Genomic DNA, 12826 nt, shown 5'->3' with positions numbered 1-12826 from the left:
AGACCCGGCGCAGGGGGGCGCGGTACCCGGCCGGGGGGTGCTGCGGGGCCGCCGTCAGCGGCTACCCTGAGCCGGACCGCGCAGTTAAGGAGCGTACCGCTTGGCCTGCGACCTCTGGCTGGTGCCCCTCGTCGACGTCCTGTGCCACAGCCCCGACAACCCCTTCGCCGAGGAGATCGCCGCCTACGACGCCGCGCTGGCGCAGGCGGGGCTGCCGCCGGTGCCCGTGCAGAGCTATATGCCGGGCCTGTCCGGGGATGTCGCCCCGGTCGCCGGCTTCGACTACGACGCGCTGCACTTCCTGCGGCGCGCGTACCTGCTGCAGTTGTGCGGCCTGGAAGTGACGCCGGTCGGCGAGCTGGGCGGGGACTACGAGCAGCTGCTGGAGATGTTCGAGTCCACGGCGCAGCAGTCGCATCTGGTCTGGCACTACGACCACGCCGGCGCGTACGTCCCCGTCGACTTCCCGCACCCGCTGGTGACGGAGGAACTGCTCGCGGGCGGCGGGCCGCTGGGCTCGGCGCAGGGTCTCGTACGCGAACTCGTCGCCGTCGCCCCGGCGATCGGCATCGACCCGGACAACCCGCCCCCCGCCCCGGCCCCGCCGCCGGGGCCGACGGAGCTGTCGGAGCCGGCGGCGACGGCGCCGGCGGACGGCGGGGAGTTCGCGCAGGAGCGGCACGTGTGGCTGGGGCTGCACGCGGCGGCGACGCGGAGCCTGGCGCAGGGGTCGATGATCGTCTTCAGCTGACGGCGGTGCCGGTGGTGCCGGTGCCGGCGGCTGCGTCGCCGGTGCCAGGTGTGCCGGCGGCGTCGGCGGTGGGGTCGCCGGCTTCCGGGGTACGGGCCGGGGCGGCGGTGAAGTCCGTGCCGTTGCGCGGCACCCCGACGCCCCGCCAGGCGAACGGCACGCCCGCGGCCCGCCGCGGGTCCGGGCCGTCCATGAGCTGGAAGTGCAGGTGCGGCTCGCTGGAGTTGCCGGAGTTGCCCACCTCTGCGAGCTGCTGCCCGGCCCGTACGGCGTCGCCCGGACGCACCGTCGTCGAGCCGCGGCGCAGGTGCGCGAAGAGGGCGTACGAACCGTCCGCCAGCTCCAGCACGACGTGGTTGCCGACGATCGCGCCGATGCCGGCGCCGGCGGCGACGGAGCGGGCCATCTGCTCGACGACCATCAGGTAGACCAGCCCCGGGACGGTGTTGCGGGCCCGGTGGTCGCGGTGCGCGGAGCCGACGGCGGTGACGACGCGGCCCGCGGCGGGGGCGAGGACGGGGGCGCCGTAGGCGGGGAAGTCCCTGTTGGCGGGGAACGGCGGCCACCAGCGCAGGCCGGGGGTGCTCCCGGGGGTGCCGTCGGGGTCGTCGCCGGGGGCGCGGACGATGTCGATGGCGTAGGTCTGGGCGAGGGAGCGGGTGCCGTGGCTGGGCACCTTGTCGGCGGGGCTGTTGAACGCGCGCCACCGGCCGGCGACGGGGGAGTCGACGCGGACGGCGCCGGGGAGCGCCCCGTCGGCGCCGGGCGCGTCCGCCGCGCCGCGCCGCCGCAGGGCGCGTACGCCGCCGAGGGCCAGCCGCACCGCGATCTCCGCCGCGGCGGTGCCCCAGACGGCGACGGCGACCCAGAGCACCACCCGCCCCGTGGCGCCGGCCTCGACGCCGGTCACCGCCGCGCCCAGCAGCACCACCGTGGCCACCGCCTGCGCCGCGCGCACCGCCCCGACGACCCGTGCCCCGTTCACGTGTAACCCCCGCTCGTCCCCTGTCGTATGCCCCTTACCACTGTGCCTGACCGGCAACGGGGTCCGCGGGCCGCCCCTTGCGGGAGGAGGGGGGCCGGGTGGCCGCTAGCGCCCCGGGGGTTCCGGGGGGCGTTGGCGCGGCATCGTGGGGCGTAGGCCCGCCGGGGGGAGCGGGGCGCGGGCCTGGGGCTGGGTCTCGGGGCAGCGGGCCCACGCCAGCGACTGCGTCGCCAGCGCGGCGCGCCCGCCGCCGAACGCCACCATCCAGTCCGCGGTCTCGGCCCGTACCAGCTCGGTCACGTCCTCCGTGAAGCGCCGCAGCACCACCAGGCACCGCTCCGCCGCCTCGCTCGCCGTGCCCTCCGTCGGGCCCAGCACCTCCCGCACCGACTCCGACGCCCAGTCGAACTGCAGCGCCTCCAGCCGCCGCTGCACCGCCTGCGCCGTCGCCACGTCGCGCATCCAGCCCGCCGTCAGCCCGAAGAACCGGTCCGCCGCCAGGCACGCCAGCGCCGCGAACAGGGCCACGAACGCCCACCCGGCGAACCGGTCCGGCACCGTCTCCGTCAGGTCGAGCACCGGCAGCGCCGCGCCCGCCGCCGCGCACACCGCCGCCGACGCCCGCAGCGTCCGCGCCGCGCGGCGCTTGACGCGGCGGGCGGCGAGGTACGACCGCGCGGTGTGCAGCGCGCCTTCCTCCGCCCACAGGTACAGCTCGTCCAGCCGCTTGGCCGGGTCGCCCCAGTCGCCGAGGGGGAACGGCCGGGCGAGCAGCTCACCGGGCAGCGCCACGGAGCCGGGGGCGCCGGCACCGCCGGCGCCGGCCGCGCCGCTGCCGCCGCGCCCGGCCCGGTTCCTGCGGCCGAAGCGCCCGCGCGCGCCGCGGCCTTCTCGGGCGGCGCCGGTGGCGGTGCCGGTCGTCCGGGTCTCCTCCGAGGGGTTCATACGGGACTCCTTGCTCGGCGTAACTCGACGTGCGCGAACTCGCCTGTTTCTTCCGGGTTCTGTGTGCTCTCTGTGCTCTGTGTGACGGGCGTGACGTGTGATGACTGGGCAATCGGATGGTGCGCCCGCGGCGGCCTTCCTACCGCCGAACGAGGGGACACGAGCCGAAAATGCCGTTATTTACCCTCGTAAGGAGTGGTTGATCGGGTATGGGGGCGAAAGCGCCGTCACCCGGACCGGTGGCCCCGGAGCCGACCGATAGGCTGATCCCGTGAAGGTCCTCGTCATCGGCGGCGGCGCCCGCGAACACGCCCTGTGCCGTGCCCTCTCCCTCGACCCCGACGTCCGCGAGCTGCACTGCGCGCCGGGCAACGCCGGCATCGCCGCGGTCGCCCGCCTGCACGCCGTCGACGTGCTCGACGGCGAAGCCGTCGCCGCGCTCGCCGCCGGTCTCGGCGCGGACCTCGTCGTCGTCGGCCCGGAGGCGCCCCTCGTCGCCGGTGTCGCCGACGCCGTACGGGCGCGCGGCATCGACTGCTTCGGACCGGGCGCCGAGGCGGCCACGCTGGAGGGGTCCAAGGCGTTCGCGAAGGACGTGATGGCCGAGGCCGACGTCCCCACCGCCCGCTCCTACGTCTGCACCACCCCCGAGGAGACCGATGCCGCGCTCGACGCCTTCGGCCCGCCGTACGTGGTCAAGGACGACGGGCTCGCGGCCGGCAAGGGCGTCGTGGTCACCGAGGACCTCGACGCGGCACGCGCGCACGCGCGCGCCTGCACCGCCGCCGGCCAGGTGGTGATCGAGGAGTTCCTCGACGGCCCCGAGGTCTCCCTCTTCGCCGTCACGGACGGCGAGAGCGTCGTACCGCTGTCCCCCGCACAGGACTTCAAGCGCGCGTACGACGGCGACGCCGGCCCGAACACCGGCGGCATGGGTGCGTACACGCCGCTGCCGTGGGCCGATCCGAAGCTCGTCGACGAGGTCGTCGAGACGGTGCTCCAGCCGACCGTCGACGAGATGCGCCGCCGCGGCACGCCCTTCTCCGGCCTGCTGTACGCGGGGCTCGCGCTGACCTCGCGGGGCGTACGGGTCGTGGAGTTCAACGCCCGCTTCGGCGACCCCGAGACCCAGGCCGTCCTGGCCCGGCTGCGCACCCCGCTGGCCGGGCTGCTCCGGGCCGCCGCGCAGGGCCGGCTCGCCGCGTTCCCGCCGCTGGTGTGGAGCGACGACGCGGCCGTCACCGTGGTCCTGGCCGCCCGGGACTACCCCGCGAAGCCCCGTACGGGCGACGTCATCACCGGCCTGGACGAGGCCGACGCCGTCTCGGCCGACGCGTACGTGCTGCACGCCGGTACCAAGCTCGATGACTCCGGCCGCGTTCTCAGCGCCGGCGGCCGGGTGCTGTGCGTCACCGCCGTCGGCGCGGACCTCACCGCCGCCCGCGACCGCGCCTACGAGGCGATTCGCCGGATCGGACTGGACGGTGCGCACTACCGCGGGGACATCGCCGCACGCGCCGCGGAGACCGCCGCCGACTGAAATTTCACGGCGTCCCGACCTTTGCCCAAGGCCATTCCATCGGGTGACCGGGCGGCGGTCCTGCTGACGTGGCCGCGCCCCCCAACTATGGTGCACCTGCCCGACGTACCGGCCGTCCGGTCGGCCGCGTCCGGGCGGTGGGGGCCTGATCAGGCCAACTGGCCTACCGGCATTGCACAGGCCGTGGCCGGTGCGACAGTGGTGGAGTACGGCCGTTTCGCCTCGTTACGGCCGTTGCCCTACCCGTCGGCGGTTGAGGGGGTGAGGTACGGACGTGTCCACAGCGACCGGTACGGAGGCGGGTGCGCAAGCCGCCCGCTCCCGGGCTCTCGCCGTCCTGCGCGTGCGGGGGGCGGCCCTCGGCGCCGTCATGCTGCCTGCGGCGGTGGCCGTCGTGCTGCTGGCCGGCTCGGCGATGGGGCGGGTGGACGGGGTGCTCGCGGCGCTGCGCTGGCCCGTCGTCGTGCTCGCCGTCCTGGTGCCCGCGCTGGCCGCCGCCGTCGCGCGGTCCATCTCCCGTGCGGAGCCCGCGGCCACGCTGACCGTCCCGGTGCCGCGCCGGGCCGCCCCCGACCTGTACCGCCTCGTCGGCGACCTCGCCGAGCGGCTCGGCGTGCCGGTGCCGGCCGCGGTGGCGCTCACCCCGGACTGCGACAGCTGGCTGGAGGACCCCGGCCCGGCGCCCGCGGGGGTGCGGAGCTGGCTGCGGCGCCTCGGCCGGCGGCTGGCACGGGCCCTGCGGCCGCGCCGGCACGGCGGCGCCGGGTCCGGCGCCGGCTCCCCTTCCCGTACGGGCCCGGGGGCGCCCGGTGCGTACGGAGCGGGCGACGCCGCGGTGTTCGGCGACGGCCACGGCGCGCCCCGCGGGCCCGCCGCGGAGAGCCACGCCGCCGCAGCCGCGGCCCGGCGGCAGGCGTCGGCGGAGGCGTCGTACGCGCCGAACTGGCGCGAGGTCGTCGAGCGCGCCACCGCGGAGCCCGAGGGCCCCGTGCTCGTCATCGGCTCGCCGTTCCTGTGGTGGATGCGCGTCGGCGAACTGCGTGCCGTCCTCGCCCCCGTCGTCGCCGGCACGGCGGCCTCGGCCCAGCCCGACATCGCCGCGGCGCGCCGCTTCGTACGAGCCCTGGACGCGGCGGCGGCGCTGCCGTCGCGCGGGGCGCCGGGGGGCGGCGAGGCCCAGGGGCCGTACGAGACGGCGGCGGGGCCGTACGAGCCGGGTCCCGGCGCGGCGCTCGGCGCCCCCGGCCCGTACGCCGCGGACGCCGCCACAGCCACCACCGCCGCCCCCGCGGCCGGCCGCGGTCCCCGCGCCCGTGCCGCCCTGCTCTGGCGGCGGTGCACCGGCGGCGTCGCCCGGCTGCTGCTGCGCGCCTGCGGCGAGCACCCCGTCGAGATGGAGCGCGCCGTCGCCGCCGCCGCGGCCGAGCGCGCCCAGGCCGTGGACTACGGCCTGCGGATCGTCGCGCAGGAGCAGGTGGGGCTCGCGTACGCCGGCTGGGACCGGCTGCTGACCCGGGTCGCGCTGCCCGCCTGGCGGATGGGCCGCTGGCCCTCCCGCCTCAACGCCGGCGTCGTCTCCGCCCTCACCGAGCTGTCCCGCCGCGACCGCCTCGCCGAGGGCTTCGCCACCCGGCTCGGCGAGCGCCCCGCCTGCGACCTGCTGGAGGAGCCCGGCATGGTCGACGAAGCGGCGTCGCTGCTGGCCGCGGAGCTGTTCAGCGGCCCCGGCGGCGCGGCGGTGGGCGCCGTGGTCGGCGGCGAGCCGGCGGCGGGGTTCGCGGGGGTGAGCTGGGAGCAGTACCCGGACGAGGTCGTGGACCGCAAGTGGCGGCTGGAGGCCGCCCGGCTGCACGCCGTGCTGGACCGGCTGGAGGACAGCCCGGAGCCCGCCGGCCGCCCCGACCGCGGCACGCTCGCCCGCGTCGTGGACCGGCTCACCGCGGGCCCCGAGGAGGCCGACCGGATCGGCGCCGCCCTCACCCGCGTCCAGCAGCAGCACGCACCGGCCGGCGCCGCGGCGCCGCTGACGCCGCCCCGTACCGGCCGCGAACTCCTCGTGGACCACGTCCTCGCGATGGTCTGCTGCGCCGCCGTCGACACCGCGGGCGCCGCCCCCGGACTCGACTGGCTGGACGGCCCCGTGCTGCGCACCCGCCGCGGCGGCAGCCCGGCGGCGGCGGTCCGGACCCTGGTCGAGACCCGCGACGACACCCAGTTGCGCTCCTGGCTGACAGCCGCCGGCGTACGCCCCGAAAAGCCGGTTCTGCTGGTCTGACGTAGGCGTTCGGGAACCGCCCGCCTCGTACGGGCGTCATGTCGAACGAATGTCGGCGTTCCGTGAGGAGCCGTTCGCGTTATGTGATGTCCTGGACTCGCCGACCCACGCGGGGGCGAGGGAGGGAATCGGCCCGTGGTTCACGACAGCATCCGGCGGTGGGAGTCCGGGGCGCTCGCGCACGCCGTCTCCGACCCGTTCGCGGCGGGCCCGCTGCCGTGGCTGCACGCGGGCGAGGAGTCCTTCGAGGACGGCCGCCTCGTCCCCTGGTACGTCGACGCGGCCACCACCGGCGACGGCGGGGTCCACCTCGCGAACGACGTACGCCAGCAGATCAAGGGCTTCGCCGCGCCCTCGTGCGCCGAGCCCGGCGAGTCCGTCGACTTCCGTATCTCCGTCGACCCGCCGCAGGAGTTCGGCGTCGACATCTACCGCATCGGCCACTACGCCGGCGACGGCGCCGCGAAGGTGACGAGCAGCCCGCGGCTCGCCGGCATCGTGCAGCCCGTGCCGCTGGCCGCCGGGCGCACGGTCTCCTGCCACCACTGGTGGCTCTCCTGGCGGCTGCAGATCCCGTCGTACTTCTCCCCGGGCGCGTACGTCGCCGTGCTCACCACCGCCGACGGCCACCGCTCGCACGCGCCGTTCACCGTCCGCTCCACCGAGCCGGCCGACCTGCTCCTGCTGCTGCCGGACGTCACGTGGCAGGCGTACAACCTCTACCCCGAGGACGGCCGCACGGGCGCCAGCCTCTACCACGCCTGGGACGACGACGGCTGCCTCCTCGGCGAGCCGGAGGCGGCCACCACGGTCTCCTTCGACCGCCCCTACGCGGGCGCCGGACTGCCCCTGCACGCCGGCCACGCCTACGACTTCATCCGCTGGGCGGAGCGCTACGGCTACGACCTGGCGTACGCCGACGCCCGCGACCTGCACGCCGGCCGCGTCGACCCGACGCGCTACCGCGGCATCGTCTTCCCCGGCCACGACGAGTACTGGTCGGTGCCCATGCGCCGGGCCGCCGAGCGCGCGCGGGACGCGGGCACGTCCCTGGTGTTCCTCTCCGCCAACACCATGTACTGGCAGGTCTCCCTCGCCCCCTCCGCGTCCGGCGAGCCGGACCGGCTGCTGCACTGCACCAAGCGCCAGGGCCCGGGCCGCCCGGCGCTCTGGCGCGAACAGGGCGCGCCGGAGCAGGAGTTGCTGGGCGTGCAGTACGTGGGCCGGGTGCCGGAGCCGCGCCCGCTGGTCGTCCGGAACGCGGACCACTGGCTGTGGGAGGCGACGGGCGCCCTGGAGGGCGACGAACTCCCGGGCCTGGTCGCGGGCGAGGCGGACCGCTACTTCCCCCGCGCCCCGCAGCCGAAGCACACCGAACGCAAACTCCTCGCCCACTCCCCGTACCCGGACGGCCGCGGAATGCGCCGCTACCAGGAGACGTCGCTGTACGAGACCCCGGCGGGCGGACTGGTGTTCGCGGCCGGCACGTTCGCCTGGTCCCCGGCCCTGGACCGGCCGGACCACGTGAACAGCGTGATCCAGCGCGCAACGGCAAACCTCCTGGACCGAATCTGCAAACGCGACTGACCCGCTCGCCGGGCGGAGGGGGGTGGGTTGCCGAAGACTGGGGGGATGCAGAAGCTCTTCCCCGGCGTCCGGGACCGTGAGCCGCGCACGGTCGCCGCACGGACGTGACGGAGGTGCCCGGCGGCGCCGGGGCCCCCGCGCCGCTGCTGACCGTGGGCCACGGCACGGCCGACCGGGACCGGCTCGCCGGGTTGCTGCACGGTGCGGACGTGCGGTCGGTCGTCGACGTACGGACCGCACCCGGCAGCCGCCGCAACCCGTACGTGGCCCGCGACGCGCTGGCGGCGTGGCTGCCGCGTACGGACATCGCGTACCGCTGGGAGCCCCGCCTCGGCGGCTTCCGCAGGGCGGCGCCGGACTCCCCGGACACGTTCTGGGAGAACGCCTCCTTCCGCGGCTACGCCGGCTACACCCGCGACCCGCGCTTCACCGCGGCGCTGACCGACCTCCTGCGCGAGGCGGCGACGGCGCGTACCGCGGTGATGTGCGCCGAGTCGCTCTGGTGGCGCTGCCACCGCCGCCTCATCGCCGACGCCGCCGTCCTGGCCCACGGCACGCCGGTCCTCCACCTGGCCCACGACGGCCGGCTGACCCCCCACCGGGTGACGCCGGGGGCGCGGCTGCGCGAGGACGGCCTGCTCGTCTACGACGGCGGGGGAGAGGGGGCGGGGGCCGGTGCGGGCTAGGGTCTGTCGTTTGGATCTTGTCGGATCAGGGAGCGGCGGCTGGTGCCGTGCATCGCAAGGCGGAGGAGGGAGGCGACGCGGAGCGTCGTTGACCGACGACAACGCGGCGAGGTGCGGTGCCAGGCGTCGCGAGCCCGGCGAAGATCCAAACGACAGGCCCTAGGCTCGGGCCATGGCCTCCCCGAGCGAGCCCCCGCAGGACACGGCCGCCGTCGCCCGCGTGCTGTGCGACGTACGGGCCCTCGCGGGCGAACCCCCCGCCCCCGCCCATGTCCTGTGGAAGCTGGCCGAGCCCGGCCGCCAGCTCGACGCCAACCTGGTCCGCCTGCCCGCGGACGCGCGCGTCGACACCCACGCCGAGCCCGACCTCGACGTCCTGCTCCTCGTCGTCACCGGCACCGGCGTGATGGACACCCCCGACGGCCCCCTGCCCCTGGCCGAAGGCGCGCTCGTGTGGCTGCCCCACGGCTCTGTCCGCAGCCTCGCGGCGGGCCCGGAGGGTCTGGCCTACGTCACGGTGCACCGCCGCCGTCCGGGCATGCGGATCGGCCGTCGGCCGGGCGGGGGCTGAGGTCTCAGCCCGTCTCTCCGAGGCCGCGGAAGAAGGCGCGGACGTCGCCGACGAGCAACTCCGGCTGTTCCATCGCCGCGAAGTGGCCGCCGCGGTCGAACTCCGTCCAGCGCACGATGTTCTCCGTGCGTTCCGCGAGGTGCCGCAGGACGACGAAGTTCTCCTGCGGGAAGGCGGCGTACGCGGTGGGGGTGGCCGAGCGCTCCGGCGGCCGGCCCCGGTAGGCGGCGTGGGCGCGCTCGTAGTAGAGGCGGGCGGCGGAGCCGGCGGTGCCGGTCAGCCAGTAGATCATCACGTTGGTCAGGAGGTGGTCGCGGTCGACGGCGTCCTCCGGCCGGTCGGCGGAGTCCGTCCACTCCTTGAACTTCTCGGCGATCCACGCGAGCTGGCCGACCGGTGAGTCGGTGAGCGCGTAGGCGAGGGTCTGCGGACGGGTGGACTGGATGTCCGCGTAGCCCTGCTTCTCGCGGCTCCAGTGCTGGAACCGCTGCCAGGAGGCGAGGGTGCGCGCGCGCTCCGCGGGGCCGAGGGCGGCGAGTTCGGCCTCGGCCGGCTCGGCCGTCGCCCCGGCCCCGGGGATGATGTTCAGGTGGACGCCGACGACGTCCCCGGCGTACAGCCGCCCCAACTCGCGGGAGACGGCGGCACCCCAGTCGCCTCCCTGCGCCCCGTACCGCCGGTAGCCGAGCCGCCGCATCAGCTCCCCGAACGCCCCGGCCACCCGCAGGTGCTCCCAGCCCTTCTCCCGCGTGGGCCCGGAGAACCCGAACCCGGGAATGCTCGGCAGCACCAGGTGGAAGGCGTCCGCGGAATCGGCACCGTACGCGCGCGGGTCGGTGAGCGGTCCGGCGATCCGCTCGAACTCGACGAAGGACCCCGGCCAGCCGTGCGTGACGATCAGCGGCGTGGCCCCGGGCTCGGGCGACCGGATGTGCGCGAAGTGCACGTCCGCCCCGTCGATGGTGGTCATGAACTGCGGCCACCGGTTCAGCCGGGCCTCCGCCGCCCGCCAGTCGTACTCGTGCCGCCAGTAGCGCACCAGCTCCCGCAGGTAGTCCCGCGGTACGCCGTAGTCCCAGCCTGCCCCGGGCAGTTCGTCGGGCCACCGGGTGCGGTCGAGGCGGTGGTGCAGGTCGTCGAGGTCGCGGTCGGGGACGGAGATCCGGAACGGACGGATGCTGCCGTCCGGTGACGCACTCATGAGGGGAGCCTAGGCGGGTTCCCGGGATCGACCGCTCCGCAACCGGGTACGAACCAACGGTACGGGCAGTGCGACACAGCCGTGGCCGCAATCTCGTGAGGTGCCGTATGGGCGATCCGCCGGAAGCACCACAGCCACGCGGGAAACGGCCCCGCCCCCAACGGCCCTGGCACCGCCCCCCACCGCCTGTGCCGCCCCCGTCGGCGTCAGCCGCCCCACCCCCCGCCCCACCCCCCGCGCCGCCCCCCTCACCGCCGCCCCCGCCGCCCCCCGCGACGCCACCGGGCTGGGCGCCACCGCCGTCGTGGTCGCCGCCACCCCATCCGCCACCCCATCCGCCGCCCTCGTCCCCGCCCGGCCCGCCGGACAACTCGGCAGGGGCCACAGGGCCGTTGCTACTCCTGATCAGCGGCATCCTGGCGTTCACGTCGACCCTGATGCCGTGGGTCGCCGGCCTGTCCCTGTGGGATCTCGACACCCTGGAGCGGGTGTTCTCGGAGCCGGACGCCGGGCCGCTCTACAGCGTCAACACCGCCGCGACGTCCCTGGTCGTCTGCGGGGTGTTGTGCATGCTCTGCGGCGTCGTCGGCCTGGTCGCGACGCACTCCGAGGTGCTCGCCCGCTGGCGGCGGGTCGGCAGGTACGCGACGGCTGGACTCCTGGTGGCCTGCATCGGCACGCTCCTCGTCATCAAGGACGCGCTGGAGGAGATGGACGAGACCGGCTCGGGAGTGGCCGCGGTGATCATCGCCACCGTCGTGGGGCTCTACGGGAGCACCGTCTTCGAGCGGAGCGGCAGGTCCTACTGACCTCCGCCGCCGTCCCGGACTGCGCGAGACTGGACGGCATGGAGATCAGAGCGGGCGTACGGGACGACGCCGACGGGATCGCGGCGCTGCACGCCGAGAGCTGGCGTACCGCGTACGCGGGGATCATGCCGGACGCCTTCCTGAGCGGGCCGCTGGACGACGAGCGGCTGGCGGTCTGGCGCGGCCGGCTCGAAGAGCCGCCGCGCGGGGCGGGGCTGTTCGTGGCCGTGGACGGCGTCGACCTGCTCGGGTTCGCGTACCTGATCCCGCGGCCCGACGGCCGCCTCCTCCTGGACAACCTGCACGCCCGGCCCGGCCGCACCGGCGGCGGCATCGGGAGCGGGCTGCTGCGGCACGCCCGCGCGTGGGCCGCCGCGGCGCACCCCGGGCGGACGGTCTACCTGGAGGTGCTCCGCGCCAACACACGCGCGGTCTCCTTCTACGAGCGCCACGGCGCGGTCCGTACCGACGAGCGGACCTGCGTGTTCGATCAGGGATTCGAGCTGCCCGAGCTGGAGTACTCCTTCACCTAGGTGTTCTGTCCGGCCGGTCATGTCCGCGGTCGAGCGCGGTCCGTGCCGGTCACAGGGACTGGGCGGCCAGGAACTCGTCGAAGCCGCGGGGTGCGCGCCCGGTCAGGTCCTGCACCGCCGTCGTCACCTCGGAGGAACCTCCCGACGCCATGTCCGCGTAGAGCCACAGGAGATCGTCCACGAACCAGCCGGGCAGCCCCCGGGCGCGCAGCTCCGCGCCCGCCTCCGCCGGCGACTGGTCGTGGAACGGGACGCCCAGCTTCGCGGCGATCTCCTCGTGCGTGAGCGCCTCGGGGCCGGTGAGGTCGTGGGCCCGGCCCTCCCCGTCCGGTGCCGTCAGCAGCGCGGCCGCGCAGGCGGCGATGTCGTACGCGTCGATGTACGCGACCCGCCCCTGCCCGTACGGTCCGGAGACCGCGCGCTCCGCGCTGAAGCCGCCCTCGCCGGTGAAGAAGTTCTGCATGTAGCCGGTCGGCCGCAGCAGCGACCACGGGACGCCCGAGGACTTGAGGTGCTGCTCGATCTCCCAGTGCGCCCGCACCGACAGCTTCGCCTCCGGCGCCGGCCGCCAAGCCGACACCTTCACGATCCGCGACACCCCCGCGGCCCGCGCCGCGTCGACGGCCGCGGTCTGCTGCCGCACCATCGGCTGCCGCCCGGCCACCGGGAGCGCGCCGCCGCTGTTCAGCAGGAGGCGGTCGGCGCCGTCGAGGACGGGCGCGAGGGAGGCGGGGTGGTCGAGGTCGCCGACGACGAAGTCGCACCCCAGGGCGCGGCCCTTGGCCTCGTTCCGCACCAGCGCCCGGAAGGGCGTGCCCGTCTCGCCGAGCATCCGGACCAGGTGCCGGCCGATGGTGCCGGTGGCGCCCATGACGACTATCATCCGCTCCTCCACGTTAACCTGAGGTGGTCTCAAGAAAACCTACCACGCTTATTCGAGGAC

12 protein-coding genes are annotated in these 12826 nt (G+C 75.8%); 8 read left to right on the top strand and 4 right to left on the bottom strand.

Annotated elements, in window-relative coordinates; all coding sequences use genetic code 11:
- The first annotated feature begins 100 nt into the window (after window positions 1-100).
- Window positions 101-751, top strand: coding sequence for a putative DNA-mimic protein (locus tag LG396_RS23450; protein ID WP_018839920.1), 651 nt, complete (start codon window positions 101-103; stop codon window positions 749-751).
- Here LG396_RS23450 and LG396_RS23445 read toward each other — a convergent pair.
- Window positions 744-1736, bottom strand: a complete 993-nt coding sequence (locus LG396_RS23445) for a M23 family metallopeptidase (protein ID WP_225796254.1) — start codon at window positions 1734-1736, stop codon at window positions 744-746. The genes LG396_RS23450 and LG396_RS23445 overlap by 8 nt on opposite strands.
- Before the next feature lie 105 nt (window positions 1737-1841).
- The gene (locus LG396_RS23440; RefSeq protein ID WP_225796253.1) at window positions 1842-2681 is read right to left on the bottom strand and encodes an SLATT domain-containing protein; all 840 of its coding nucleotides are present in this window, start codon (window positions 2679-2681) and stop codon (window positions 1842-1844) included.
- 271 nt (window positions 2682-2952) lie between these two features.
- Between LG396_RS23440 and purD the strand changes: the two genes are divergently transcribed.
- The 5 genes from purD to LG396_RS23415 all read left to right on the top strand — a co-directional run bounded on the left by purD (window position 2953) and on the right by LG396_RS23415 (window position 9340).
- Entirely contained in the window at window positions 2953-4221 is a 1269-nt protein-coding gene (purD, locus tag LG396_RS23435) for a phosphoribosylamine--glycine ligase (RefSeq protein ID WP_225796252.1), read from the top strand.
- 274 nt (window positions 4222-4495) lie between these two features.
- Entirely contained in the window at window positions 4496-6496 is a 2001-nt protein-coding gene (locus tag LG396_RS23430; protein ID WP_225796251.1) for a hypothetical protein, read from the top strand.
- A gap of 135 nt (window positions 6497-6631) precedes the next feature.
- Complete coding sequence (locus LG396_RS23425) at window positions 6632-8083, top strand: N,N-dimethylformamidase beta subunit family domain-containing protein (RefSeq protein WP_018839915.1); 1452 nt, start codon at window positions 6632-6634, stop codon at window positions 8081-8083.
- A 104-nt stretch (window positions 8084-8187) separates the two neighbouring features.
- A complete protein-coding gene (locus LG396_RS23420; RefSeq protein ID WP_225796250.1) occupies window positions 8188-8769 on the top strand; it encodes a DUF488 domain-containing protein in 582 nt (193 codons plus the stop codon).
- A gap of 172 nt (window positions 8770-8941) precedes the next feature.
- Window positions 8942-9340: a cupin domain-containing protein gene (locus LG396_RS23415; RefSeq protein ID WP_225796249.1), complete on the top strand. Its 399-nt coding sequence runs from the start codon at window positions 8942-8944 to the stop codon at window positions 9338-9340.
- A 4-nt stretch (window positions 9341-9344) separates the two neighbouring features.
- Here the strand turns inward: LG396_RS23415 and LG396_RS23410 are convergent, their stop codons facing one another.
- Window positions 9345-10541, bottom strand: coding sequence for an epoxide hydrolase family protein (locus tag LG396_RS23410; RefSeq protein WP_225796248.1), 1197 nt, complete (start codon window positions 10539-10541; stop codon window positions 9345-9347).
- Window positions 10542-10933: 392 nt separating this feature from the next.
- On the opposite strand from LG396_RS23410, the gene LG396_RS23405 reads away from it, so the two are divergent.
- Entirely contained in the window at window positions 10934-11350 is a 417-nt protein-coding gene (locus LG396_RS23405) for a hypothetical protein (RefSeq protein WP_037750437.1), read from the top strand.
- 38 nt (window positions 11351-11388) lie between these two features.
- Entirely contained in the window at window positions 11389-11883 is a 495-nt protein-coding gene (locus LG396_RS23400) for a GNAT family N-acetyltransferase (protein ID WP_225796247.1), read from the top strand.
- Window positions 11884-11932: 49 nt separating this feature from the next.
- On the opposite strand, the gene LG396_RS23395 is transcribed toward LG396_RS23400, so the two are convergent.
- Window positions 11933-12766, bottom strand: a complete 834-nt coding sequence (locus LG396_RS23395; RefSeq protein WP_026278470.1) for an NmrA family NAD(P)-binding protein — start codon at window positions 12764-12766, stop codon at window positions 11933-11935.
- Between the last annotated feature and the right edge of the window lie 60 nt (window positions 12767-12826).

The sequence above is a fragment of the Streptomyces aculeolatus genome, from assembly GCF_020400605.1.
Lineage (GTDB): Bacteria > Actinomycetota > Actinomycetes > Streptomycetales > Streptomycetaceae > Streptomyces > Streptomyces aculeolatus.
This window is presented reverse-complemented; position numbering and strand designations above follow the sequence as displayed.